This is a genomic window from Nocardia sp. NPDC057440 (genome assembly GCF_042802915.1).
Taxonomy (GTDB): domain Bacteria; phylum Actinomycetota; class Actinomycetes; order Mycobacteriales; family Mycobacteriaceae; genus Nocardia.
Map to the genome: position 1 here is coordinate 12,486 of NZ_JBHVDF010000027.1, position 23,687 is coordinate 36,172.

Sequence of the window (23,687 nt, forward strand, 5' to 3'; positions counted from 1 at the left end):
TCTCCGCGAGCCCATAACTTTTGGGGCACCCGACCCATGACGCAGTACGGTGCGACCCGAAGGCCGCACCGTACCGCACTGTAGGAGAACCTATTCGGTACCGTCCGGAGGAATTTCGGGCAAGCCTTCGCTTGCTCGCAACTTCTCCGCCATGGAGGTGAGGAGGTTCTGTGATTCTTCGGACAGGTCGAACGCTCTACTCGACAACCGCCGCAGTCCGTAGCCCTGCAGCTGGGACAGCAACTCCAGATCGTGATCGATCTTGGCGGCATAGATGTCGTTGAAGAAGTAGTCCGGCTTGACCTTGAAGAACTTGGCCAGTGCAGCCACCGTTTCGTCCGACGGATTCGTCCGCTGCCCCGACCGCAACTGCGAGAGGTACGGTTTCGAGATCGGATGCCCGGAGGCTGTCAGCGCAGCCGCAACCTCCGCGTTGGTGTGCGGCTTGCGCCCCGGGGGATGCACGGTTTCGAACAGCTTGTTCAGCCGCGCCGCGAAATCAGCCATTGTGAGCCGCCCAATTCCCTTCGCTGTACTAACAGTCGTTATCTCGGATACGTATCATTGATATTAGCGGCTCAGTAACTGAAAACCTACGCCTGATTCAGGATTTCCTTGAAGCTTCCAGGTCCAGCTCCGGCGAAGTGACTGCGACCGTTGCGTTTGCGGGTCGCCCCAACGGCTCTTGTGAAGGGGTGGTGTTCTCCGGTTCTGGCCCGTCGCAGGGGTCTCGCCCCGCAGATCAATGATAGCCTAAAGATAGCTGACGTCTCATCTACCTGACCTCGATGATCTTTGTGTGGCGTACGACACGTTTTGGCGGCTCTGGGATGAACGTTCAACAAATCGTGGGGAATTGGTTGACGACCGCTACAACCGCTCGATGATCGTGCCTGTCGCCAGTGCGCCGCCCGCACACATGAGCACCATCGCCGTACTGCCCCCGGTGCGCTCCAGTTCGTGCAAAGCCGTTGTGATGAGCCGAGATCCGGTGGAACCGACCGGGTGTCCCAGTGCGATCGCGCCGCCGTTGACATTGACCCGGTCCATGTCCGGATTGTGTACAGATGCCCACGAAAGTGCGACCGACGCGAATGCTTCATTGATCTCGAATAGATCGATGTCGCCGATATTCATGCCCGACCGCTCGAGCAGTCGGGTGCAGGCCTGAACGGGTCCGTCGAGATGGAACTCGGGCTCGGCGCCGACCAGGACTTGCGTGACGATCCGGGCGCGCGGGCGCAATCCCGCTCGCTGTGCGGCCTTTTCGTCCATCAGCAGCACAGCGGCCGCGCCGTCGGAGATCTGTGACGACGTGCCCGCGGTGTGGATGCCGCCTTCGAGCACCGGCTTCAGCTTGGCGAGGCTTTCCAGGTTGGTGTCGCGCAGGCCCTGGTCCTTGTTCACCTCGAGCTTCTCACCGGTGAGGTTGCCCTCCTTGTCGACGGCGGGTGCGGTCACCGAAAGCACCTCGCGGTCGAAGCGGCCCTCGGCCCATGCCTGTGCGGCGCGCTGCTGCGAGCGGACGCCGAGCGCGTCGACATCGTCGCGAGTGATGCCGCGCCGCTTGGCAATACGCTCGGCCGCCTCGAACTGGTTGGGCAGATCAATGCTCCATGACGCGGGCCTGCGCGGGCCCGCGTTCGTGCCGACGTTGGCGCCCAACGGAACTCGGCTCATGGCTTCCACGCCGCAGGCCATGCCGATGTCGATGGCGTCGGTCGCGATGAGCCCGGCGATCAGATGATTGGCCTGCTGGGCCGAACCGCACTGGGTGTCGATGGTGGTCGCACCGACCTGCCACGGCAGGCCGGCATGCAGCCAGGCGACCCGGGTGACGTTGTTGGACTGCTCGCCCGCCTGGGTGACGCAGCCGCCGATGACCTGCTCGACAAGGGCGGGGTCCAGGTGCGCCTTCTCGAGCAGCCCGCGCTGCGCGAGGCCGAGTAGTTCGGCGGCGTGCAGGCCCGCGAGCCAGCCGCCGCGCTTGCCGATCGGGGTGCGTGCGGCCTCGACGATTACGGGTGTGCCCATGACCAACCTTTCCTTTGGGACAGAAAACTGAAACGTGTGTCCACGTTAGCCTCAGGCGGATCTGTCCAGTTCTTCCCTCGTTATCCAGCCTATGCTTCAATGATTGTAGAACGTGTTTCAGTTTGTCGAAGGAGACATCTGGTGGTTGACCCTCGGAATGCTCGGCCCAATCTGCCGGACGGGTTCGACGTCACGGACCCGGACATTTACGCCGAGCGTGTTCCGGTCGAGGAGTTCGCGGAACTACGCAGAACCGCCCCGATCTGGTGGAATCCGAAATCACCCGAGACGGGTGGATTCCATGACGACGGCTTCTGGGTCGTCAGCAAGCATGCTGAAGTCAAGGAAGTCTCGCGGCGCAGCGATGTGTTCTCCTCGTTCGAGAACACCGCGATCCCGCGCTTCAATGACGAGATCACCCGCGAGGCGATCGAACTACAGCGGTTCGTCCTGCTCAATATGGACGCGCCCCAGCACACCAAACTCCGCAAGATCATCTCGCGTGGCTTCACCCCGCGCGTGATCAACGGGCTGCGCGCGGAACTCAAGGCCAGGGCAGAGTCGATCGTGCAGGCGGCGGTGGCGTCCGGATCCGGCGACTTCGTCACCCAGGTCGCCTCGGAACTGCCGCTGCAGGCCATCGCCGAGCTCATCGGCATCCCGCAGGAAGACCGTATGAAGGTGTTCACCTGGTCGAACGATATGACCGGGTATGACGATCCGGAGAACGAGGCCGACCCGGTCGCGGCATCCGGCGAGGTGCTCGGTTACGCCTACCAGATGGCCGCGGCTCGCAAAGAATGTCCGGCCGACGACATCGTCACCAAGCTGATCGAGGCGGATGTCGACGGCGACGAGCTGACGCCGGAGGAGTTCGGCTTCTTCGTGATCATGCTGGCCGTGGCGGGCAATGAGACGACCCGTAACGCGATCACCCACGGCATGGCGGCCTTCCTCGAGAACCCGGACCAGTGGGAGCTGTTCAAGAAAGAGCGCCCGGCCACCGCCGCCGACGAGATCATCCGGTGGGCGACGCCTGTCACCTCGTTCCAGCGGACCGCGCTCGAGGACACCGAGCTCGGGGGAGCGCAGATCGAGAAGGGTCAGCGGGTGGTCATGCTCTACCGCTCGGCCAACTTCGACGAGGATGTCTTCGAGCACCCGGAGAAGTTCGACATCACCCGAAAGGACAACCAGCACTTGTCCTTCGGCGGCACCGGCGCGCACTTCTGCATCGGCGCGAACCTCGCGCGGATGGAGGTCGATCTGATCTTCAACGCCATTGCCGACTACATGCCCGACATCACCAAGCTGGGTGACCCGAAGCGCCTGCGTTCGGGCTGGCTCAACGGTGTCAAGGAGTTCACGGTCGACTACAAGACCTCGAGCGGCTGCCCGGTCGCACACTGACGACGGCAAAAGGGCCCTCGCACCCGGTGTTTCAGTGCCGGCGCGAGGGCCCTTTGCCGTGCTGCCCGGAGAGGGTGTAGGCAGCGAGCTCAGCCGACGGGCTTTGCGGTCGCCATCGCGCGGTCGACCTCCCAGAAAGCCCGCAGCGCAGCGATTTTGCCCTTTTCGTCCACCTTGTAGGTGAACACGCCTTCGGCATCGATGTGATGACCGCCGAGCGTGGAGCGAATGGTGCCGGTGAAGGCGATCTCGTTGCCGCAGGCGAAGGAATCGCCGAACAGGAACTCGATGGAATCGGTCTTCGCGATCGCCATGTCCCAGAACGCCGCGATGGCTTCCTTACCTCGGTGGCCCTTGCCCTCGGGATCGAAACCCGAAGGGCCGACCGGATCTTCGACGATGCCGTCCTCGGCGAACAGCGCGACCCACGCTTGCTTGTCCCTTGCTCGCACGGCGGCTTGCGAGGCGAGTCCGGCGGCCCGTGCTGGATGTTCGGTAGTGGTCATGCGCCTGCCTTCGCGACGATGGGTTCCTCGATATTTTTCGCGGCGAAGCGGCGCAGCGAGTCCTGCTTGGCCGCGAGCTCGCCGTCGAAGCCGATGCCGTCGGCCAGCCACGGAACGACGATCGCGTCGGTGACCCCGGCATCGGCCAGATCCTGGTACCCGGAGCGCCCGTATCGGTCGATGCACACCGCCTGGATCTCGAACGGCTCTGCCGCACGGTCGAATTCGGCTCGCAGCGCCTCGAGCTTTCCGATGGTCAGGCACAGCTCGTCGTAGGTCATCATGGCCGAGGTCCAGCCGTCGCCGACCCGGGCGGCCCGCCGCAGCGCGGGCTCGGTGTGTCCACCGATGTAGAACGGCACCGGCTCGGTCGGCGCCGGACTGATCTGCAGTGGATCGAAGTCGAAGAACTCGCCGTGGAATTCGACCATACCGCCGCCGAGCACCAGCTTGATGACCTCGATCATCTCGTCCACCCGTGCGCCGCGCCGGGCGTAGGGCACCCCGCACCACTCGAATTCCTCTGGTGCCCAGCCGATCCCGACACCGAAACCGAACCGGTTGCCCGACAGGTTGGCCACCGAGCCGACCTGTCTGGCCAGCAGCAGCGGGTTGCGCGAACCCAGCTTGAGCACGTTGGTGTAGAAGCGGATCCGGCTGGTCACCGCCGCCATCGCGGTCGCGCCGATGAGCGGGTCGACCCAGGGCGTCTCCGGTCCCCAGAAGCGGCTGCCGTCGGCGGTGTAGGGGTACTTCGCCGACGCGGACTTCATATAGAACAGCGAGTCGGGCAGGCCGATCGAGGCGAAGCCACACTCCTCCGCCGTCTTCGCCAGTTCGGGCAGCTGCTCCAGCGGGCTCAGCGCGATGCCGAGGGTGAATTTCATCGGTGCGGTGCTCATCGGCGCTCCGACCCGACCACCCACATCGAGAAGTACTGCGAGCCACCGCCGTACGCGTGGCCGAGCGCCTTCTTGGCATTTTCCACCTGATAGGCCCCGGCTCGGCCCATCACCTGCTTGGCGGCCTCGGCGAAGCGGATGAGCCCGGACGCGCCGATCGGATTCGAGGAGAGCACCCCACCCGAGGGGTTGACCGGCAGCGTGCCGCCGATTTCCGTCTCGCCCTTGTCGGTGAGCTTCCAGCCGTCCCCCGGCGGCACGAAGCCGAGGTTCTCCAGCCACATCGGCTCGAACCACGAGAACGGCACATAGATTTCGGCGACATCGATCTCGGCGAGCGGGTCGGTGATGCCTGCCGCCTTCCACAGCGCGGCGGCCGCGTCCTGGCCTGCCTGCGGGTTCACCTGATCGCGCCCGGCGAAGGTGGTCGGTTCGGTGCGCATCGCGGTGCCGTGCACCCATGCCACCTTCTTGCCCGCGGCTTCGGCGGCGGTCGCTGCTTCCTCGTCGCCGATCACCACCGCACAGGCGCCGTCCGACGACGGGCACGTTTCGTCGAATCGGATGGGATCCCACAGCATTTGCGACGCGAGCACCTTCTCCAGCGTGATATCCGGCTGATGCAGGTGCGCGAGCGGATTCTTCGCGCCGTTGCGGCGATCCTTGACCGCGACCATCGCGCCGATGTGTCCTGGCGCGTTCGAACGGCGGATGTAGGAACGGACGTGCGGGGCGAAGTACCCGCCCGCGCCCGCGCCGACCGGCATGGTGAACGGCACCGGAATCGACAACGCCCACATGGCATTCGATTCCGACTGCTTCTCCCAGGCGATTGCGAGCACACGCTTGTGCACGCCGGCCTGAACGAGGTTCGCGGCGACCACGCCGGTAGAGCCGCCCACCGAACCCGCGGTGTGCACGCGCAGCAGCGGCTTTCCGGTGGCGCCCAACGCATCCGCGAGATACAGCTCGGGCATCATGACGCCCTCGAACAGGTCGGGCGCCTTGCCGACCACGACCGCGTCGATATCGGCGATGGTGAGGCCCGAATCCTCGAGCGCGCGATCGATTGCCTCGCGACACATGCCCGCCATGGACACGTCGGCCCGTTTCGTCACGTGATGGGTTTGTCCGGTGCCGAGCACCGCAGCGGGGAGTGTCATCGAGTCTCCAAAACGGTCACAAGATTCTGCTGCAGCACGGGGCCGCTGGTGGCGTGGGCGAGCGCGCGATTCGCGGTGCCCGCCATGATGGCCTCGGCCGCGAAGCCGATCCGCTCCAAACCTGCGGCGAACATCGGGTTGGCCGCTAGGGCGCCACCTGAGGGGTTCACCCTGGTTTCGGGCTTCAGGCCGATCGCCTCGGCGAGGATCAGCTGCTGGTGACTGAACGGCGCGTGCAGTTCGGCAATATCGAAGCCGCTGGTGTCACCGCCGGTAACCGCGTGGGCGGCAGCCGAAGTCGAAGGGGAGACGGTCAGATCGCGGGCGCCGAGCTGAGGGGTGTCGACGCGGTGCGCCATCCCGGAGATCCAGGCCGGACGCTCGCAGAGCTCGCGGGCCCGGTCGCCGACGGCGAGCACGATCGCCGCCGCACCGTCGGTGATGGGCGCGACGTCATGTGCGCGCAGCGGGTCGGCGACATACGGAGTGTCGAGCAGGCTTGCGATATCGCCGGCAGCGCCCGCCGCCACGGCGGCCATATCGCGTTCGGTCCAGCGACCGGCATCCAGTCCGGCGCGCGCCTGCAGGCCCGCGATGGACAGCGCGTCCGGCCACAGCGGGGCGACCAGATAGGGATCGAGCTGCATAGTGAGGACCTGCCGCAGCGTGCCCGCCGAGGACTTGCCGAAGCCGTACACCAGTGCGGTCTTGGCCTGCCCTGAGCGCAGTTTCACGAACGCCTCGTAGAGCGCCCATGCGGCGTCCATCTCTACATGGGATTCATTGATCGGCGGCACCGCGCCGATGGCGTCGATCGCCGAAATGAACGAGAAGGCCCGTCCGGCCAGATAATCGGAGGAGCCGGAGCACCAGAAGTCGATATCGGACTTGGTGATGCCGAGTTCGGAGTAGAGCTGCTGGAAGATGGGCACCAGCATCTCGACACCGTTGGTGGTGCCGAAGGTTTCCGGCACGTGCGGTGCGTGGGCGAATCCCACGACCGCGATGTCGGTGGCGTTGTCGGTCACGTGGGCCTCTCTAGAGGTGATGGGAGTAGGTGTCGTATTCGGCGTCCGGCTCGCCGGTGGGACGGAAGTGGTCCACGTTCTCCAGCCCGTAGCCCCATTCCTCGCGCGGCTTCCACACGGCCTCCACCCGCATGCCCATCCGCACTTCAGTCGCCTCGCAACCGAGGACGAGGTGCAGGAACGGGATATCGGCGCCGTCGAGCAGCACGTAGGCCGCCACGTACGGCGGCTTGATCCGCTGACCGAGGAACGGCACGTTCACGATGCAGAAGGTGGTGACGGTGCCACGGTCGGGCAGTTCGACGATGTCGTCGGTCGGCCTGCCGTCTGTCGGGTTGGCGCCGCGCGGCGGGAAGTACACCTTGCCCGCGGCGTCGGTTCGCCCGCCGAGCAGCTTGCCCTCGGCCAGTCCGCGCAGGTAGATGGTCTCCTGCGGCGAGGCGGTGTGTTTGTAGTCGAGATCGACGGGGGTGGTGATCATCGTGACCGGCTCGGCGTCGTCGACGGAGTCCGCCGGCGCGTGCGATGTTTCGCCCGGCTCGAAGCAGACGATGTCCTTGATGCTGCCCGCGGTCTCGGCCGCCCACCTGGCGACGACGCGCTGGCCGGTGTGGATGGCGCCGGGCTCGGCCACGTCGACGGCGTGCAGCAGGGTGGTGTCCGCGCCGTCGAGTCTGATCAGCGCCCAGGCGAACGGGCGATCGAAGGGTTGCCCCGGCAGCGGGTCGTGCACCCAGGTCCATGATTCGACAGTGCCGGTGTCGGCCACATCGACGAACTCGGTGAGCGGCGCGGAGGTGATCGGATCGTATTCCGGTGGCGGCACGAGCACCCGCCCGTCCGAACCGCGTACGCCCACGATCTTGCGGCCGCGCAGCTCGGTCAGGAAGTTGCCGATCGTCGGTCCGACCGATCGGGTGTAGTCGAAGCGCACCCGAAGGGGCGCGCTGAGTACGTCGGGCTCGGTGTGGCCACCCGTCGCCGAGCCACCGCCCGCCATAGAGTCGCTGCGCGACGCAGTGTTCAATTCCGACCCTCTCTCATTCGCGATTGTGCCGGATGCAGTATTCCCCTGAGTCACAATGTCGAGTAGAACAGGTTCTTATTCTGCTGGCAAGAAGTTGGCTGGAAAGAGGTCGATGGTGAAGTTCGGATTGCAACTCGGGTACTGGATGGCACAACCACCGCAGAATGCCGGTGAGTTGGTGGCGGCCGCCGAGGCGGCCGGGTTCGACGCCGTATTCGCCGCCGAATCCTGGGGGTCGGACGCCTTCGGTCCGCTGATGTGGTGGGGATCTTCGACGCAGCGGGTGCGCCTGGGCACCTCGGTGGTGCAGATGTCGGCGCGCACGCCCGCCGCGACCGCCATGCACGCATTGACGCTGGATCATCTCAGCGGCGGCAGGGCGATCCTCGGCCTCGGCGTCTCCGGACCGCAGGTGGTGGAGGGCTGGTACGGCCAGCCGTTCGCCAAGCCGTTGCAGCGCACCAGGGAGTATGTCGGGATCGTTCGTCAGGTGCTGGCGCGGCAGGCCCCGGTCACCAATGCCGGACCGCAGTACCCGCTGCCGTACACGGGACAGGGTTCGACCGGGCTCGGCAAGCCGCTCAAGCCGATCGTGCATCCGCTACGAGCGGATTTGCCGATCTGGCTCGGCGCGGAAGGCCCGAAGAATGTGGCGCTGACGGCCGAGATCGCCGACGGCTGGCTGGCGATCTACTACGCGCCGCGGCTGGCCGGGATGTACAACGACTGGCTCGACGAGGGTTTCGCCAGGGCGGGCGCGCGGCGTTCGCGGGCGGACTTCGAGATCGCCGCGAGCTGCCAGGTGGTGCTGACCGACGATGCCAAGAGCGAGATCGAGCGGATGCGCTGGATTATGGCGCTCTACATCGGCGGCATGGGCGCGCCGGAAATGAACTTCCACGCGCAGGTGTACCGGCGGATGGGCTACGAGCGCGAGGTCGACGAGATCGGCAGGCTCTTCCAGGCGGGCAAGAAGGCGGAAGCGGCTGCGCTGGTCCCCGACGAGCTGATTCTGGACACCGCGATCATCGGCGACGAGGAGCATGTTCGTAAGCAACTCGGGGTGTGGGAGGCGGCCGGTGTCACCGAGATGCTGGTGTCTGTTCCAGATATTGAGCAATTGCATCGGCTCGCACCCCTTGTCCAGATGTAGAACACGTTCTAGATTCGTAGGGTGACGACGCAGGAGTCAGTAGAAATTCTCGGTCTCTGGAATATCGCGAACGCGGAACCCGATCGGACCGCCTTGGTCGACCCGGTCGGCCGCGAGGTGACGTATCGCGAATTAGCCACGCTGGCCAATCGATACGGCACCGGCCTGCGGGCGCTGGGCCTACAGCCCGGCGACGTGCTCGTCAGCATGGTGCACAACTGCGTCGAGGCGGTCGCCGCCTACTTCGCGGCGTACCAGGCCGGGCTGTACATCGTGGCGGTGAACTGGCACCTGACCGGCCCCGAGGTCGCCTACATCCTCTCCGACAGCGAGGCGAAGGCGTTCATCGCCAGCGACCGGTTCGCCGCGGCCGCGATCGCCGCGGCCGATGAGGCCGGATTGCCGGCGGCGGCACGCTTCGCGGTGGGTGAGATCGAGGGCTTCAAGTCGGTGGCCTGGCTCGGCGCGGCCGACACCGGCAGGCCCGACAACCGGACCACCGGCGCGCCGATGCTCTACACCTCCGGAACAACGGGGCGCCCCAAGGGCGTTCGCCGCCCTTTGACCGGCGCCGATCCGGATGTCGTTCCACCGCATACGAATGCGTTCTTCGGGCTTTTCGAGCTCGCGCCCTACGACGACCATGTCCACATCTGCGGCTCGCCGCTCTATCACACCGCGGTGCTGAACTGGGCGACCATCTCGATTCAGCTGGGGCACAAGGTTGTCCTGATGGATCGTTGGGACGCCGAGGAGATGTTGCGGCTTATCGAGAAGCATCGGGTGACCCACAGCCACATGGTGCCGACCCAGTTCCACCGGCTGCTCGCGCTGCCGGAGGAGGTGCGCGCCAAGTACGACGTGTCCTCGCTGCGCAGCATGGTGCACGGTGCGGCGCCGTGTCCGCAGGAGACCAAGCGGCAAATGCTGGCGTGGTGGGGCCCGACGGTCACCGAGTACTACGCGGCCACCGAGGGCGGCGGCACGGTGATCAACGGCACCGAGTGGCTGCTCAAGCCCGGCTCGGTCGGCAAGGCCTGGCCATGGTCGGTGATCAAGGTGCTCAGCGAGGAGGACGGCTCCGAAGTGCCCGCCGGTGAGACCGGACTGGTCTACATGAAGATGGGCGCATCGAGCTTCGAGTACCACCACGCCAAGGAGAAGACCGAGGAGTCGAGGGTCGGTGACCTCTTCACCGTCGGCGACATCGGCCATCTCGATGAGGACGGCTACCTCTACCTGCACGACCGCCGATCCGATCTGATTCTCTCCGGCGGCGTGAACATCTATCCGGCCGAAATCGAAAGCGTGCTGGTCACCCACCCGAAGGTCGCCGATGTGGCGGTTTTCGGTCTGCCACACGCCGATTGGGGCCAGGAGGTGAAGGCCGTAGTCCAGCCCGCCAACGGGTTCGAGGGCGACGACAACCTCACCGCCGAGCTACTCGCCTTCGCCGCAACACAATTGGCGAAGTACAAGATGCCACGCTCGATCGACTACCTCCCCGAACTCCCCCGCGACCCCAACGGCAAGCTCTACAAGCGCAAGCTCAAGGAAAGCTACCTGGCCGCGTCCTAGCACTGCCTCGCGCCGAACACCCCGGGTGGCAACCAGACATCTGGCACACGGGGTGTTCGGTTGCGATGGGTGTTCGGATCGATACGAGGTGCGGATCGACAGGGGCGCAGCTGTGGTTGAGCCACCATAGGACTACGTTCGTCAGATTTCTTCGCGTAGTTCCTGGGGGAGGCCGAAGAGGGGGAACAGCTTTTCGGTGTCGAGGAAGAAGTTGAGACCGGCGACGGCGGCGCCGTCGAGTTCCAGGACGGTGATCGACCACGGAACCCAGACGCCGGGCTCCTCGCTCGGCTTGTAGTGGCCGAACGCGGGGAGACCGTTGGCGCCGTCGAGGCGAACCAGCCGGGAATCGCGGCAGGCCTGGCCGGTGCCGAGCATGAACGCGGCCACGTTCTCCGGGCCGGAGATCCACAGCTCGATCGGGGGCATCGACAGTGCGACATCCGCTTTCAGCAGGGTGGTCAGCGTGTCCATGTCGTAGGCCTCGAACGCCTTGACGAAGTCGTCGACCAGTTTGCGCTGGTCCTCGTCGGTCTCGTCGTAGGTGTCGGTGGTCGTGGGCTGCACCTTCGACATGGTCGCCCGTGCGCGCTGCAGCGCGCTGTTCACCGACGCGGGCGACATGGTGAGGGCCTCGGCGGTCTCGCTGGCCGAGAAGCGCAGTACCTCACGCATGATCAGGATGGCGCGCTGGGTGGCGGGCAGATGCTGGCAGGCGGCGACGAACGCCAGCCGTAGCGTTTCCTTCACGCTCGCGTGCTCGGCCGGGTCCGACCCGAAGGCGAGGGCATTGGGGATCGGTTCGATCCAGACGTAGTCCGGTTGTGGCATGGGCAGCGGGGTGTCCGGCCGCGACGGCCCCGACAGATCCATCGGCCGGGCGCGGCGCTGCGGACCGTCGATCATGTCCAGGCAGACATTGGTGGCGATTCGGTACAGCCAGGACCGTAGACTGGCGCGCCCTTCGAACGAGTCGTAGGACTTCCATGCGCGGGTGAAGGTCTCCTGCACCGCGTCTTCCGCCTCGAAGGACGAGCCGAGCATTCGGTAGGCGTATGCGCACAGCTCCCGCCGGTGCCCCTCGAACGAGGAGAGCACATCGGGGGCGAGGCCGGCGGTATTGCCGGACAAGTCGGTCATGGAAGTCACCCTGCCATAGCCCACCGACACATCACAGACCCTATAAACGTCGTCTGCCTGCCGAATCAAGATCATCATCACGGTTGCGGAGCCACGTCGACGCCGGTGACGGGCCGCACCGCTCCCGGCAGCGATGAGTTCTCGGCCGACGGCCCGTCTCTACTGGTGAACCGAAAAAACGGCTCACGCATGGACCGAGGAAAAGGACGCCGAACATGAGCAGCAAGATGATCTTCATCAACCTACCCGCCGCCGATCTGGGCCGGTCGAAGAACTTCTACGAGGCTCTCGGCTGGAAGGTGAACCAGGACTTCACCGATGAGAACGCCGCCTGCATCGTGGTCGACGACAACATCTGCCTGATGCTGCTGACCAAGGACTTCTTCCCGACCTTCAGCAGCCGCCCGCTGTCGGACACCGTCTCGACCATCGGCGCCGCGTACGCGCTGGCGCTGTCCAGCGCCGAAGAGGTCGACGCGCTCACCGCCGCGGCACTGGGCGCCGGTGCCACCGAGGAGGTCAACGAGGACAAGCGCGCGCAGGAGGCGCAGGTCGGCATGCACGGCCGCACCTTCATCGACCCCGACGGCCATCAGTGGGAGCCGTTCTGGATGGACTACCCGGGCGGCAACTGAGCCACAACGCAAGCGACCCCCGGCGCGGAATGCGCAGGGGGTCGCGTGTTTTCGCTCTTTCAGCTGCCGGTGAACGTGGGCTTGCGCTTTTCCGCGAAGGCCTTCGGGCCCTCCTTGGCGTCGGCCGACTTGAAGACCGCCGTGCCGAGCTCGGCATCAATCTTGAAGGCCTCTTCCTCGTGCATGCCCTCGGTGTCGCGGATGGTGCGCAGGATGGCCTGGACCGCGAGCGGGCCGTTGGCCGCGATCTGCGCGGCCAGTTCGAGCGCCTTGTCCAGCGCGGTGCCGTCCGGCACCACATGCCCGATCAGGCCGATTTCCTTGGCTTCGGCCGCGGTGACGTGCCGACCGGTGAGCAGGATGTCCGCGGCCACGGTGTAGGGAATCTGGCGCACCAGCCGCACCGCCGAGCCGCCGAGCGGGAACAGGCCCCAACGCGCCTCGGACACACCGAATTTCGCGCTTTCGCCGGCCACCCGGATATCGGTGCCCTGCAGGATCTCGGTGCCGCCCGCGATGGCGGGACCCTCGACCGCCGCGATCAGCGGCTTGGTGAGCCGCCTGCCCTTGAGCAGCGCCTCGATCTTCGACAGATCCCAGCCGCCACCCTTGAAAGAGTCGCCCGGGTGCTGGGTCGTCATCGCCTTCAGATCCGCGCCCGCGCAGAACGCGCCGCCCGCGCCGGTCAGGATCGCGACCCGGATGTCGGGATCACTGTCCACCTGATCCCAGGCGTCGCGCATGATCGCCATCATCTCGCCCGACAGCGCGTTGCGGGCCTCGGGACGATTCATGGTGACGATGAGGACGTGATCGCGCTTCTCGACGAGGCAATCTGGCATTGGTGATTCTCCTGACTTTCAAGCCTTGTCAGAAACAGTAACACGTTCTATTTTTAGGTTTGTGAGCTACAACATAGCCGACCTGGTCGAACACGCCATCGATCTCATGCCCGACCGCGTAGCGCTGGCCGACGACGGCCGTGAGGTGACTTACGCGCAGCTGGAGGAGCGGGCCAACAAACTGGCCAACTACCTGCTGGAACAGGGTGTCCAACCGGGTGACAAGGTGGGCATCTACTCGCGCAACACGATCGAGGCCGTCCAGGCCATGGTCGCGATCTTCAAGGCTCGCGCCGTGATGATCAACGTGAACTACCGATACGTCGAGAACGAGTTGCAGCACATCTTCGACAACTCGGACATGGTCGCGCTGATCCACGAGCGCCGCTTCAGCGACAGGGTGGCCGGTGTCCGCCCGAATACTCCGCTGCTGAAGACGGTCATCGTCGTCGACGACGATACGACCGGCACGATCCCCACCGCAGCGGATTCGGTGGAATACGAGACGGTGCTCGAGCAGTCCTCCGGCGAGCGCGATTTCGGCGATCGCTCCCCGGACGACCTCTACATGCTCTACACCGGCGGCACCACCGGCCTGCCCAAGGGCGTGATGTGGCGGCAGGAGGATGTATGGCGGGTGCTCGGCGCGGGCATCAACTTCGTCACCGGTGAATATGTCGACGACGAATGGGAATTGGCCAAGGTCGGCGCGGCCAACCCGCAGATGGTGCGCTTCCCGATTCCGCCGATGATCCACGGCGGCTCACAATGGGCGACCTTCCACAGCCTGTTCGGCGGCGGCAAGGCCGTGATGATCCCCGAGTTCAGCGGGCACGGCGTGTGGCAGCACATCGACCGCCATGGCATCAACCTCATCTTCATCACCGGTGACGCGATGGCACGGCCGATGCTCGACGCGCTGATCGAGGGCAACCCGGAAACCGGTAAATCCTATGACCTTTCGACGCTCTATGTGATGGCGAGCAGTGCGGCGCTGTTCTCACCGGCCCTCAAGGACCAATTCCTCGAGCTGCTGCCGAACCGGATGCTCTCGGACTCCATCGGCTCTTCGGAGACCGGTTTCGGTGGACTGTCCATCGTCACCAAGGGCGCCACGCACACCGGTGGGCCCCGCGTGAAGATCGACGCGTCCACCGTGGTGCTCGGCGAGGACGGCAATCCGGTGGAGCCGGGTTCGGGTGTGGTCGGCATTCTCGCCCGCAAGGGTCACATTCCGCTCGGCTACTACAAGGACGAAGCGAAGACGGCGGCAACCTTCAAGGAGATCAACGGCGTTCGCTACTCGATCCCCGGCGACTACGCGCGGGTCGAGGAGGACGGCACCGTGACGATGCTCGGTCGCGGTTCGGTGAGCATCAACAGCGGTGGCGAGAAGATCTACCCGGAAGAGGTCGAAGGCGCGCTCAAATCGCACCCGGAGATCTTCGACGCGCTGGTGGTCGGCGTCGAGGACGAGCGGTGGGGTCAGCGGGTCGTCGCTGTTGTGCAATGCCGCGGCGACAACCGCCCGTCACTGGAAGAGCTGCGCCCCATGCTCACCACCGAGATCGCGCCCTACAAGCAGCCGCGCAGCCTGTGGTTCGTCGACGAGATCAAGCGCTCGCCCGCGGGCAAGCCGGATTACCGCTGGGCCAAGGAGCAGACCGAGGTCCGCCCGGCCGATGACCACCTCGAGGCGAGCGGCAAGTAGGAAGTAGGGGCGACTGATACCTGCGAGGGCTGCCGTGACATGCGGCGGCCCTCGCCGTTTTCAGCAGTCGCCTGCGGTGTTGGTTCGAGCGACCTGCCAGCAGTCGCGAGCGGTGGAACAGGAGATCGAATTGGCAACGCCCTATGCGTTTTTCGCCGCGAACGGACACGGCTTCGAGCCCTTGCCGTTCGCTGTCAGCGCCTGGTCGTCGACGATGATCAACGGGCCCGCGATCTGCGGCCTCCTGGCCAGAGCGCTAGAACTGCAGCATTGTTCTGCCGAGTTCACGCCCGCCCGGTTGACGGTCGACCTGTTCCGCCCGACGCTGAACAAGCCGGTGACCGTGGTGACCGAGTTGGTCAGGGAGGGGAAGCGGATCCGGGTGGCCGATGCCGCGCTGATGCAGGACGGCGCGGATGTGGCCCGCGCGACGGCGATCTTCTTGAAACGGTCGGTGCAGCCGCCGGGAGAGGTCTGGACCAGGGCCGACGGTCCGCGGCCGCCCGAGGTGCCGATCGCCGACGGACCGACCCCGCCGCTGTGGAACAGCGACGGTCGAGCCGACGGCTGGTCGTCGCGGATCGGCGAGCATCAGAACGGCGGGCGCAAGCGCACCTGGCAGGTGCCGATGTCGGTGGTCGAGGGGGAGGCGCCTTCGGCGTTCGCCGGCGCCGCGATGATCGGCGAGGCGACGAGCATGATGACCAACTGGGGCAGCGCGGGGATCGGGTTCATCAACACCGATCTGACGCTCGCGCTGGCGCGGCCCGCTCTCGGGCCGGAGATCGGGTTGGAGGCCGACAGTCACATCAGTGCCGACGGGATCGCAGTCGGCACTGCGACCCTGTTCGATCGCTCCGGGTCGTTCGGGACCTGCATGGTGACCGCGCTGTCGAACGCCGATCGGCAGGTCGACTTCGCCGACGGCTCCGTATTCGCGGCGCGAGCAGGCATCCAGTAGGAATTCCGGCAGATCGGCCCGCCGGTTGTCCTGGCGGGCCGATCTTTTCGGTCTCGGCGACTCAGCGGTTGGCGAGTTCGGCGAGTTGGAAGGCCAGCTTGTAGCGGACCGAGGGGATGCGGGTCGCGAGCGACATGACGGTATTGCGGAGCAGCCGGGCGGACCGCGGGCGCAGGGTGCCCATCTTGGTCATCCGGTCGGTGAAGGCGAGGACGCCGAGTGCCACCGGGCGCCGAGTGGTTTCGTAGGCGTCCAGGACGGCGTCCGGCTCGCCTTGGATGACTCGAACGAGCAGCGGGCCGAGGAAGGCCGCGTCCTGGATGCCGGTGTTCATACCCTGTCCGCCCGCCGGGCTGTGCACATGCGCGGCGTCGCCGGCGAGCAGCACGCGGCCTGCCCGGTAGCGGTCGGCGACGCGGTGGTGCACCCGGAAGCGCGAGCTCCACAGCACCTCACGGACTTTCACCGCGCCACCGGGGCCGCGGGTGTCGAGGATCGACTGGATATCGGCGGCGTCCGGGTGTTCGGGGGCTTCGTCGAGGGTGGCGACGACCCGGTAGCGGTTCGGTTCGGCGTCGTCGGGCAGTGGCGCGACGACGGTGACGCCCTCGGGTGAAAGGTGCAGCGCCACTTCGTTTCGCGCGATCGGCCAGTCCATCTTGACATCGGCGAGCACGAACGAGGCGGGGTAGGTGTCGCCGGTGAACCCGATGCCCACCTGCTCCCTGACGACGCTGTGCATGCCGTCGGCGCCGATCACGTAGTCGGCCCTGATGGTCCCCGGTGCGCCGGTGCCATCGACGTAATCCACCGTGACGCCGTTGTTTTCGTCGGCGATCCTGGTGACCTGGTACGGTCGGCGCGGCTCGCCGCCCGCCTTGCGCAACCGGTCCAGCAGCACCTTCTCGGTGGTGTCCTGCGGAACCATGAGGGTGTAGGGGTACTGCGTGGGCAGTCCGTCGAAGCCCACAGTGGCCAGCGTGCGGCCGCCGTCGTGCACGGTGAAGGTCGGCACCACGATGCCGCGGGCGATGAGTTCCTCGGCGATGTCGAGCTCCCGCAGGACCTCCAGGGTCCGTGCGTGCACCACCGCGGCGCGCGAGGTGTTGGCGCCCTCGGCCAGCCGGTCCAGTAGTACGAAGTCGACACCGGCGTCGGCCAGGGTGATCGCGGCGGTCAGTCCGGCGGGCCCGGCTCCGACGATCACTACGGAGGTGGTGTCCGGCAGCTCGTTGCTCGGGGTGGCGCTCATCAGAACTCCTAGGTCAACATCTGTAGGCCAACACTTGTTGGCTTAACGGTAGACTCAGCCGCCCGTGTAAGTCAACACTTGTTGGCATACACTTGTTGGCATGACCGTCGTGCCAGATCAACAGCCCGCGCGCCGCTCCGATACCACCCGGGCGGCGATCCTCGAAGCTGCCCGCGCCCGATTCGCCGCGGAGGGCTTTCGCAAGGCGACCATTCGCGCCATCGCGGCCGACGCGGCGATCGATCCGTCCATGGTGATGCGGTACTTCGGCAGCAAGGACGGTCTGTTCGCCGCCGCGGTCGATGTCGAACTGAATCTGCCCGATCTGGCGGCCGTGGAGGCGGAGGCTGTGGGCGAGTTGCTGGTCCGCCGCTTTCTGGCGATCTGGGAGGACCAGCCTGACAACAAGGTCCTGCTGATTCTGCTGCGGTCCTCCATCGCCGACGAAGCGGTGAGCGAACGCTTCCGGCAAGTCTTCGCGGACCAGGTGTTGCCTGCCGTGCTTCGCTTCGGCGACCCCGCCGATGCGCAGCGTCGCGGCGGATTGATCGTGACCCAGCTGCTCGGGCTTGCCCTGTGCCGCTACGTGCTGCGGCTGCCGCCGGTGGTCGGGCTTTCGCGGGAGCAGATCATCGTGGATATCGCACCGACGCTGCAGCGGTATCTGACCTCGACCCCGATCGGTGCGGCGGCAGGCGGTCGCGCGAGCTAGCGCGGCCCGAAACGGCAATCGGCCCGCCGTGGCAGGACGGCGGGCCGATTCGGGTGCGGAATTCCTGGGTCAGGCAGGAGTTTCCGCGAGGAGGGTGCCGATGGCGCGAAGGTGGTCGGTGGCCGCGCCGAGGGCGAATTCGTTGTGCTTGGCGGCGGTGAAGTAGTTGTGCACGATGTGGTCGCGGTCGATGCCGACGCCGCCGTGCACGTGCACGACGGTGTGGGCCACGCGGTGGCCCGCATCGGCGGCCCAGAACTTCGCGGTGTGCACCGCCTCGGCGCTCGGCAGATTCTCCGACAGCTGCCAAGTGGCCTGGGTGACGGCCAGGCGCAGGCCCTGCACGTCGATGTAGCCGTCGGCGAGGCGCTGGGCGACAGCCTGGAAGCTGCCGACCGCCTTGCCGAATTGTTCACGCTCGCGGGCATAGTCGGCGACGAGCTCCAGCGCGCGCTCGACGGTGCCCAACTGCTGGGAGCTCAGGCCGAGCCAAGCCCTGGTCAACAGCCAGTCCAGGATCTCGGCGCCGTTGTCGAGCGTGCCGACCAATTCGGCGGGGGTGTCGGTGAATTCGAGCGAGTACTCCGCGCTCAGGTCGGTCACCTGCTGAGCGGTCACCTGAATCGAGGCATCCGACGGGTCGACCAGGAACACCGCGGTGCGGCCGGAAACCGTGGCGGGGACCAGGATTCTGGTCGCCTGGGCGGCGAAGGGCACCGCCAGTTTGGCGCCGGTCACGCGCCAGTCGCCGTCGGCTTCGGTCGCGGTGGTTGTCGGCTTGGCGGGCTCCCAGTTCTGCTCTTCGGCGAGTGCGGTCGTGAGAATCACGCTGCCCGCACCGGCCTGGGTGGCCCACTCGCGTTGCGCCTCGGTGCCGAACGCGGCAAGCGCGCCCGCGCCGAGCACAATCGACCACAGGTACGGCACCGCGGCCACGTACTTGCCGAGCTCACGCAGGATGGCGCTCTGTTCCAGCGGGCCGAAGTCGTTGCCGCCGACGGCCTCCGGCAGCGCCGCCGCGAGCACGCCGGTCTCGGCCAGCGAGGCCCACAGTGGTTCGTCGAAACGCACGGCGGTCTTGTCGAGTTCGCGCAGCCGGTCGGCGGTGACCAGCTTGCCGCACACCTCGCCGGTCAGCCGGGCGAGATCGAGCTGGGCCTCGGTCGGGGTGAAATCCATGGCGATCTACCTACTTTCGTACAGTCTCGCGTCAGCGCGCCGAGGCCGGCTGCTTGAGGGCGGTCATGGCGATGATGTCGCGCTGGACCTCATTGGTGCCGCCGCCGAAGGTGAGGATCAGCGCGGCCCGGTGCATCCGCTCCAGCCGCCCGCGCAGCACCGAGCCGGGGGAGTCCTGGCGCAGGTAGGCCTGCGGGCCGAGGATCTCCATCAGTAGCCGGTAGGCCTCGGTGGCCAGTTCGGTGCCGTACACCTTGCAGGTGGAGGCGTCCCACGGGCGCGGCGCGGCGTCGCCGCCCGCATCGGCGCGACTGGCGATCTCCCAGTTCATCAGCTTCAGGTACTCGACTTTGGCGTGCACCCTGGCGAGGTTGAGCTGCACCCACTCCTTGTCGATCACCCGCTGGCCGTCGGCCGACTTGGTGTTGCGCGCCCACTCCACGGTCTGGCTCAGCGCGAGGCCGAGTGGTCCCGCCGAGGTGAGTGCCACCCGCTCGTGGTTGAGCTGGTTGGTGATCAGCGACCAGCCGCCGTTCTCCTGGCCGACCAGCGAGCTCGCTGGAACGCGGACGTCCTGGTAATAGGTGGCGCTGGTATCCGGGCCCGCCATGGTGTGCACCGGTGTCCAGGAGAAGCCCTCGGCCGTGGTCGGCACGATGAGCATGCTGATGCCCTTGTGCTTCTTGGCGGTCGGGTCGGTGCGCACAGCGAGCCAGATGTAATCGGCATAGGCGATCAGGCTGGTCCACATCTTCTGACCGTTGATCACATAGTCGTCGCCGTCGCGCACCGCGGAAGTGCGCAGGCTGGCCAGGTCGGTGCCCGCGCCCGGCTCGGAGTAGCCGATGGCGAAGTGCAGTTCGCCGGCCGCGATCTTGGGCAGGAAGAACTTCTTCTGCTCCTCGCTGCCGTAGTGCATGATCGTCGGCGCGACCGAGTTGATGGTCAGGAACGGCACCGGCGCGCCCGCGATGGCCGCCTCGTCGGTGAAGATCAGCTGGTCCATCGTCGGCCGGTCCTGGCCGCCGAACTCCTTCGGCCAGGCCAGGGTCAGCCAGCCGTCGCGGCCCATCTCCTGCACGACCTCGCGGTACACGTTGCCCTGCCCGTACTCGCCGGTCTGCGAGCTCAGCGCCGCACGGCGCTCCGGGGTGATCAGCCGCGCGAAGTAGTCGCGCAGCTCCGCGCGGAGCTCTTCCTGCTGCGGCGTGTACGCAATGCGCATGGCAAATACCTCATGCCTTCGTTCGATTGGGTTCAACCGATCATTGCATATGAACTGAAACATGTTCCAGTATTGAGGGTGAATCCGGTCGATGGCGGCGCGCGCCGTCAGCTCGGGTTGTTAGGCTTGGATCACAGTCTTGTCAAAGGAGTTGCCATGAAGGTCAGTGTCGATCTGGACCAGTGCGAGGCGAACGGAATCTGTGTCGGAATCGCCCCCGACGTCTTCGAACTCGATGACGAGGACGTGCTGCACATCGTGGCGGCCGAGGTTCCGGCGGATCGGCTCGCCGATGTAGAGGATGCCGTGGCGCAGTGCCCGAAGGCCGCGCTGCGATTGGAGTGACCCGGTCCTTGCTCTAGATAGGAACACGTTCTAGAGTCGGCCCCGTGATCGATGAAGAAGTGATGGGCAACACAGACCTCGCGGGGCGGGTGGCGATCGTGACCGGGTCCGGCGCGGGGCTGGGCCGGGCCGAGGCGCTCGCGCTGGCTGCCGCGGGCGCGTCGGTAGTGGTCAACGACCTGTCGGAGTCGGATGCTGTCGCCGACACCCTCGCCGAGATCAGGGCGCTCGGCGCCAAGGCGGAGTTCGTCGCGGGCAGCATCGCCGAGCGCTCGACGGCCGATGCGCTCATTCGCACCGCGGACGAGGCGTTCGGCGGCGTCGACATCGTGGTCAACAATGCGGGCATCACCCGCGACCGGATGCTGTTCAACATGTCCGACGAGGACTTCGACGCGGTGATCGCGGTGCATCTGCGCGGCCATTTCCTGTTGTCCCGCAATGCGGGAGCCTACTGGCGCGCCAAGTCCAAGGAAGCGGGCGCGCCGATCTACGGCAGGCTCGTCAACACCTCGTCCGAGGCGGGACTGCTCGGGCCGGAGGGGCAGGCCAATTACGGCGCCGCGAAGGCGGGCATCACCGCGCTGACGTTGTCCGCCGCACGCGGCCTCTCCCGCTTCGGCGTGCGCGCCAATGCCATCTGCCCCCGGGCGCGGACCGCGATGACCGAGGCCGTGTTCAGCGCGGCGCCCGAGGGCGGCGTCGATCCGCTCGCGCCGGAACATGTGGCAAGACTGGTCGCCTACCTCGCCTCGCCCGCCGCCGACGCGGTGAATGGGCAGGTCTTCGTGGTGTACGGGCCGATGGTCGCGCTCATGGCGGCGCCGACGGTCGAGCGGCGATTCGACGCGGCGGGTGATCAATGGTCAGCGAACGATTTGGCCGCCACGCTCGGCGGGTACTTCGCCGATCGGGCGGAAGGTCGTACATTTTCGGCATCTTCTTTACTCGATCTCGGCTGATCCGTTCGCTGATGGCGGGTGCCATCGGTCGACGTGCTGATCATGTGACCAACTGTTGATCACCGGTCCGGCGCTTGGTAGACATGGGAGTCAAAGGTGTGCCACGGCTCACAAGGCCCAGGCCATGCATTTCTGACACACGTTTCAAATTGAAATCCCCGCGTCTAAGAGAAGTGCAGTTCAAAGTTGGCGAAAAGCTTCCTACGACAAAATGAACATGTTCTAATCGTTGAGGCAACGACGCCTCGAGGGGGCATCACGCTGTGAGCTGTGCAAGCAGGATGAGCAAGGAGGATCGCGAATGAACGAGGTCCTCGCTGTGCCGTTGCGTGCGGTGGGCGGATTTTTCGAACTTGTCGCCGATGTCGCCCGCGCAAGCATTCGACGCCCTTTCCAGGGGCGCGAATTCATTGATCAAGCCTGGTTCATCGCCCGCGTCTCGATCGTTCCGACGCTGCTCGTCGCGATCCCGTTTACCGTGCTGGTCAGCTTTACGCTGAACATCCTGCTTCGCGAGATCGGCGCCGCCGACCTCAGCGGCGCCGGTGCGGCATTCGGCGCGGTCACCCAGGTGGGACCGATCGTCACCGTGCTCATCGTGGCAGGCGCAGGCGCCACCGCGATCTGCGCCGACCTCGGTGCCCGGACGATCCGCGAAGAGATCGACGCGATGCGCGTGCTCGGCATCGATCCGGTCCAACGGCTGGTGGTGCCGCGAGTGCTGGCCTCGACCTTCGTCGCACTGATGCTCAACAGCCTGGTCTGCACCATCGGCATCGTCGGCGGCTTTCTGTTCTCGGTGCTGCTGCAAGATGTGAACCCCGGCGCTTTCGTCAACGGCATCACGCTGCTCACCCATCTGCCCGAACTGATCATCTCCGAGGTGAAGGCCGGCTTGTTCGGACTGATCGCCGGGTTGGTGGCGTGTTATCTGGGCCTTAATGTCAAAGGTGGTCCCAAGAGTGTCGGTGATGCGGTGAATCAGACCGTAGTCTTCGCCTTTATGGCCCTGTTCGTGGTGAATGTCGTGGTCACCGCCGTCGGTATCAAGTTCTCGGCGCGGTGATCACATGGCATTCGTGATCGAATCCCGGTTTCCGCGCACTGTGCGGCGAGTGCGTCGAGTTTCCGGCTCGCTCGATTCGATGGGCAAGCACGCGGTGTTCTATGCGCAGACGCTGGGATCCATCCCGCGTGCGCTGGTGCACTACCGGACCGAAACGATCCGATTGATCGCCGAGATCAGCATGGGCACAGGTGCTTTGGCTGTTATCGGCGGCACCGTTGTCATCGTCGGATTTCTCACCCTGTTCACCGGCGGCACCATTGCCGTTCAGGGTTACAGCTCGCTGGGCAATATCGGCGTCGAAGCGCTGACCGGATTCTTCGCGGCATTCATCAACGTACGCATTGCGGCGCCGGTGATTTCGGGCATCGGCCTCGCCGCAACCATCGGCGCGGGCTCGACCGCGCAGCTGGGCGCGATGCGGGTGGCCGAGGAAATCGACGCGCTGGAGTCGATGGCGATCCGGCCGGTGCCCTACCTGGTCGGCACCAGAGTGCTGGCCGGGATGATCGCGATCGTGCCGCTGTACGCGCTGGCGGTCATCTGTTCGTTCATCGCGAGCCGGTTCGCGACGGTGGTCATCTACGGACAGTCCGCCGGCGTGTACGACCACTACTTCTCGACGTTCCTGATTCCCAGCGACATCCTCTGGTCGTTCGCGCAAGCGATCTTCATGGCCCTGGCGGTCATGATGATTCACACCTACTACGGCTTTCACGCCGCGGGCGGGCCGGTCGGTGTGGGAATCGCGGTAGGCAATGCGGTGCGGGCCTCGTTGGTCGCGGTGGTCACGGTGACACTGCTGATCTCGCTGGCCATCTACGGCACCTCCGGCAACTTCCATCTCTCCGGGTAA

23 protein-coding genes are annotated in these 23,687 nt (G+C 65.9%); 11 read left to right on the forward strand and 12 right to left on the reverse strand.

The window, feature by feature from the left end:
- Positions 1–90: 90 nt before the first annotated feature.
- On the reverse strand, positions 91–507 hold the full coding sequence (locus ACFU4Z_RS34220; protein ID WP_011207048.1) for a helix-turn-helix domain-containing protein: 417 nt from the start codon (positions 505–507) through the stop codon (positions 91–93).
- A 363-nt stretch (positions 508–870) separates the two neighbouring features.
- On the reverse strand, positions 871–2,034 hold the full coding sequence (locus ACFU4Z_RS34225) for a steroid 3-ketoacyl-CoA thiolase (RefSeq protein ID WP_379071870.1): 1,164 nt from the start codon (positions 2,032–2,034) through the stop codon (positions 871–873).
- A 99-nt stretch (positions 2,035–2,133) separates the two neighbouring features.
- On the opposite strand from ACFU4Z_RS34225, the gene ACFU4Z_RS34230 reads away from it, so the two are divergent.
- Positions 2,134–3,444: a cytochrome P450 gene (locus ACFU4Z_RS34230; protein ID WP_379071874.1), complete on the forward strand. Its 1,311-nt coding sequence runs from the start codon at positions 2,134–2,136 to the stop codon at positions 3,442–3,444.
- Between the two features lie 89 nt (positions 3,445–3,533).
- On the opposite strand, the gene ACFU4Z_RS34235 is transcribed toward ACFU4Z_RS34230, so the two are convergent.
- From ACFU4Z_RS34235 to ACFU4Z_RS34255, 5 genes are read right to left on the reverse strand one after another with little or no spacing between them, the layout of a single operon-like run.
- Positions 3,534–3,950: a nuclear transport factor 2 family protein gene (locus ACFU4Z_RS34235; RefSeq protein WP_379071877.1), complete on the reverse strand. Its 417-nt coding sequence runs from the start codon at positions 3,948–3,950 to the stop codon at positions 3,534–3,536.
- Positions 3,947–4,837 carry a TIGR03619 family F420-dependent LLM class oxidoreductase gene (locus ACFU4Z_RS34240; RefSeq protein ID WP_379071994.1) on the reverse strand — a complete coding sequence of 297 codons (891 nt, stop codon included), beginning with the start codon at positions 4,835–4,837 and terminating at the stop codon, positions 3,947–3,949. The genes ACFU4Z_RS34235 and ACFU4Z_RS34240 overlap by 4 nt, the downstream gene beginning before the upstream one ends.
- 11 nt (positions 4,838–4,848) lie before the next feature.
- Entirely contained in the window at positions 4,849–6,015 is a 1,167-nt protein-coding gene (locus ACFU4Z_RS34245; protein ID WP_379071880.1) for a thiolase domain-containing protein, read from the reverse strand.
- On the reverse strand, positions 6,012–7,043 hold the full coding sequence (locus tag ACFU4Z_RS34250) for a thiolase domain-containing protein (protein WP_379071883.1): 1,032 nt from the start codon (positions 7,041–7,043) through the stop codon (positions 6,012–6,014). Before ACFU4Z_RS34250 ends, ACFU4Z_RS34245 begins: the two co-directional genes overlap by 4 nt.
- A gap of 10 nt (positions 7,044–7,053) precedes the next feature.
- Positions 7,054–8,043, reverse strand: coding sequence for a Zn-ribbon domain-containing OB-fold protein (locus tag ACFU4Z_RS34255; protein ID WP_379071997.1), 990 nt, complete (start codon positions 8,041–8,043; stop codon positions 7,054–7,056).
- Between the two features lie 142 nt (positions 8,044–8,185).
- Here ACFU4Z_RS34255 and ACFU4Z_RS34260 point away from each other — a divergent pair, with 142 nt between their 5' ends.
- Both ACFU4Z_RS34260 and ACFU4Z_RS34265 read left to right on the forward strand, forming a co-directional pair.
- Positions 8,186–9,223, forward strand: coding sequence for an LLM class F420-dependent oxidoreductase (locus ACFU4Z_RS34260; protein ID WP_379072000.1), 1,038 nt, complete (start codon positions 8,186–8,188; stop codon positions 9,221–9,223).
- Positions 9,224–9,244: 21 nt separating this feature from the next.
- Positions 9,245–10,801: an acyl-CoA synthetase gene (locus ACFU4Z_RS34265; RefSeq protein ID WP_379071886.1), complete on the forward strand. Its 1,557-nt coding sequence runs from the start codon at positions 9,245–9,247 to the stop codon at positions 10,799–10,801.
- Between the two features lie 141 nt (positions 10,802–10,942).
- On the opposite strand, the gene ACFU4Z_RS34270 is transcribed toward ACFU4Z_RS34265, so the two are convergent.
- Complete coding sequence (locus ACFU4Z_RS34270; RefSeq protein WP_379071889.1) at positions 10,943–11,941, reverse strand: sigma-70 family RNA polymerase sigma factor; 999 nt, start codon at positions 11,939–11,941, stop codon at positions 10,943–10,945.
- Between the two features lie 215 nt (positions 11,942–12,156).
- Here ACFU4Z_RS34270 and ACFU4Z_RS34275 point away from each other — a divergent pair, with 215 nt between their 5' ends.
- Positions 12,157–12,576 carry a VOC family protein gene (locus tag ACFU4Z_RS34275; protein ID WP_379071892.1) on the forward strand — a complete coding sequence of 140 codons (420 nt, stop codon included), beginning with the start codon at positions 12,157–12,159 and terminating at the stop codon, positions 12,574–12,576.
- A gap of 59 nt (positions 12,577–12,635) precedes the next feature.
- Here the strand turns inward: ACFU4Z_RS34275 and ACFU4Z_RS34280 are convergent, their stop codons facing one another.
- Entirely contained in the window at positions 12,636–13,418 is a 783-nt protein-coding gene (locus tag ACFU4Z_RS34280; protein WP_379071895.1) for a crotonase/enoyl-CoA hydratase family protein, read from the reverse strand.
- Positions 13,419–13,479: 61 nt separating this feature from the next.
- Between ACFU4Z_RS34280 and ACFU4Z_RS34285 the strand changes: the two genes are divergently transcribed.
- On the forward strand, positions 13,480–15,129 hold the full coding sequence (locus tag ACFU4Z_RS34285) for an acyl-CoA synthetase (RefSeq protein ID WP_379072002.1): 1,650 nt from the start codon (positions 13,480–13,482) through the stop codon (positions 15,127–15,129).
- Positions 15,130–15,241: 112 nt separating this feature from the next.
- Positions 15,242–16,090, forward strand: coding sequence for a thioesterase family protein (locus tag ACFU4Z_RS34290; RefSeq protein ID WP_379071899.1), 849 nt, complete (start codon positions 15,242–15,244; stop codon positions 16,088–16,090).
- 61 nt (positions 16,091–16,151) lie between these two features.
- On the opposite strand, the gene ACFU4Z_RS34295 is transcribed toward ACFU4Z_RS34290, so the two are convergent.
- Positions 16,152–17,342 carry an FAD-dependent oxidoreductase gene (locus ACFU4Z_RS34295; RefSeq protein ID WP_379071902.1) on the reverse strand — a complete coding sequence of 397 codons (1,191 nt, stop codon included), beginning with the start codon at positions 17,340–17,342 and terminating at the stop codon, positions 16,152–16,154.
- A 100-nt stretch (positions 17,343–17,442) separates the two neighbouring features.
- On the opposite strand from ACFU4Z_RS34295, the gene ACFU4Z_RS34300 reads away from it, so the two are divergent.
- Positions 17,443–18,054: a TetR family transcriptional regulator gene (locus tag ACFU4Z_RS34300; protein WP_379071905.1), complete on the forward strand. Its 612-nt coding sequence runs from the start codon at positions 17,443–17,445 to the stop codon at positions 18,052–18,054.
- Between the two features lie 69 nt (positions 18,055–18,123).
- Here the strand turns inward: ACFU4Z_RS34300 and ACFU4Z_RS34305 are convergent, their stop codons facing one another.
- Both ACFU4Z_RS34305 and ACFU4Z_RS34310 read right to left on the reverse strand, forming a co-directional pair.
- On the reverse strand, positions 18,124–19,233 hold the full coding sequence (locus ACFU4Z_RS34305; protein WP_379071908.1) for an acyl-CoA dehydrogenase family protein: 1,110 nt from the start codon (positions 19,231–19,233) through the stop codon (positions 18,124–18,126).
- A 31-nt stretch (positions 19,234–19,264) separates the two neighbouring features.
- On the reverse strand, positions 19,265–20,458 hold the full coding sequence (locus tag ACFU4Z_RS34310; RefSeq protein WP_379071911.1) for an acyl-CoA dehydrogenase family protein: 1,194 nt from the start codon (positions 20,456–20,458) through the stop codon (positions 19,265–19,267).
- A gap of 156 nt (positions 20,459–20,614) precedes the next feature.
- Here ACFU4Z_RS34310 and ACFU4Z_RS34315 point away from each other — a divergent pair, with 156 nt between their 5' ends.
- The 4 genes from ACFU4Z_RS34315 (at position 20,615) to ACFU4Z_RS34330 (ending at position 23,687) form a co-directional block, all read left to right on the forward strand.
- On the forward strand, positions 20,615–20,803 hold the full coding sequence (locus tag ACFU4Z_RS34315) for a ferredoxin (protein ID WP_328408708.1): 189 nt from the start codon (positions 20,615–20,617) through the stop codon (positions 20,801–20,803).
- 62 nt (positions 20,804–20,865) lie between these two features.
- Positions 20,866–21,765: a 3-oxoacyl-ACP reductase gene (locus ACFU4Z_RS34320; protein ID WP_379072005.1), complete on the forward strand. Its 900-nt coding sequence runs from the start codon at positions 20,866–20,868 to the stop codon at positions 21,763–21,765.
- Between the two features lie 301 nt (positions 21,766–22,066).
- On the forward strand, positions 22,067–22,831 hold the full coding sequence (locus ACFU4Z_RS34325; RefSeq protein ID WP_366530328.1) for an ABC transporter permease: 765 nt from the start codon (positions 22,067–22,069) through the stop codon (positions 22,829–22,831).
- A 4-nt stretch (positions 22,832–22,835) separates the two neighbouring features.
- Positions 22,836–23,687 carry an MlaE family ABC transporter permease gene (locus ACFU4Z_RS34330; protein ID WP_379071915.1) on the forward strand — a complete coding sequence of 284 codons (852 nt, stop codon included), beginning with the start codon at positions 22,836–22,838 and terminating at the stop codon, positions 23,685–23,687.

What these genes read in the sequence shown, in the direction of transcription:
- ACFU4Z_RS34280 (WP_379071895.1), bottom strand. Translation starts at nt 13,418, where the DNA reads ATGCCAGATTGCCTCGTCGAGAAGCGCGATCACGTCCTCATCGTCACC.
- ACFU4Z_RS34275 (WP_379071892.1), top strand. Translation starts at nt 12,157, where the DNA reads ATGAGCAGCAAGATGATCTTCATCAACCTACCCGCCGCCGATCTGGGC.
- ACFU4Z_RS34320 (WP_379072005.1), top strand. Translation starts at nt 20,866, where the DNA reads ATGGGCAACACAGACCTCGCGGGGCGGGTGGCGATCGTGACCGGGTCC.
- ACFU4Z_RS34270 (WP_379071889.1), bottom strand. Translation starts at nt 11,941, where the DNA reads ATGACCGACTTGTCCGGCAATACCGCCGGCCTCGCCCCCGATGTGCTC.
- ACFU4Z_RS34225 (WP_379071870.1), bottom strand. Translation starts at nt 2,034, where the DNA reads ATGGGCACACCCGTAATCGTCGAGGCCGCACGCACCCCGATCGGCAAG.
- ACFU4Z_RS34240 (WP_379071994.1), bottom strand. Translation starts at nt 4,837, where the DNA reads ATGAAATTCACCCTCGGCATCGCGCTGAGCCCGCTGGAGCAGCTGCCC.
- ACFU4Z_RS34220 (WP_011207048.1), bottom strand. Translation starts at nt 507, where the DNA reads ATGGCTGATTTCGCGGCGCGGCTGAACAAGCTGTTCGAAACCGTGCAT.
- ACFU4Z_RS34235 (WP_379071877.1), bottom strand. Translation starts at nt 3,950, where the DNA reads ATGACCACTACCGAACATCCAGCACGGGCCGCCGGACTCGCCTCGCAA.
- ACFU4Z_RS34245 (WP_379071880.1), bottom strand. Translation starts at nt 6,015, where the DNA reads ATGACACTCCCCGCTGCGGTGCTCGGCACCGGACAAACCCATCACGTG.
- ACFU4Z_RS34315 (WP_328408708.1), top strand. Translation starts at nt 20,615, where the DNA reads ATGAAGGTCAGTGTCGATCTGGACCAGTGCGAGGCGAACGGAATCTGT.
- ACFU4Z_RS34305 (WP_379071908.1), bottom strand. Translation starts at nt 19,233, where the DNA reads ATGGATTTCACCCCGACCGAGGCCCAGCTCGATCTCGCCCGGCTGACC.
- ACFU4Z_RS34330 (WP_379071915.1), top strand. Translation starts at nt 22,836, where the DNA reads ATGGCATTCGTGATCGAATCCCGGTTTCCGCGCACTGTGCGGCGAGTG.
- ACFU4Z_RS34295 (WP_379071902.1), bottom strand. Translation starts at nt 17,342, where the DNA reads ATGAGCGCCACCCCGAGCAACGAGCTGCCGGACACCACCTCCGTAGTG.
- ACFU4Z_RS34310 (WP_379071911.1), bottom strand. Translation starts at nt 20,458, where the DNA reads ATGCGCATTGCGTACACGCCGCAGCAGGAAGAGCTCCGCGCGGAGCTG.
- ACFU4Z_RS34255 (WP_379071997.1), bottom strand. Translation starts at nt 8,043, where the DNA reads ATGGCGGGCGGTGGCTCGGCGACGGGTGGCCACACCGAGCCCGACGTA.
- ACFU4Z_RS34325 (WP_366530328.1), top strand. Translation starts at nt 22,067, where the DNA reads ATGAACGAGGTCCTCGCTGTGCCGTTGCGTGCGGTGGGCGGATTTTTC.
- ACFU4Z_RS34230 (WP_379071874.1), top strand. Translation starts at nt 2,134, where the DNA reads ATGATTGTAGAACGTGTTTCAGTTTGTCGAAGGAGACATCTGGTGGTT.
- ACFU4Z_RS34300 (WP_379071905.1), top strand. Translation starts at nt 17,443, where the DNA reads ATGACCGTCGTGCCAGATCAACAGCCCGCGCGCCGCTCCGATACCACC.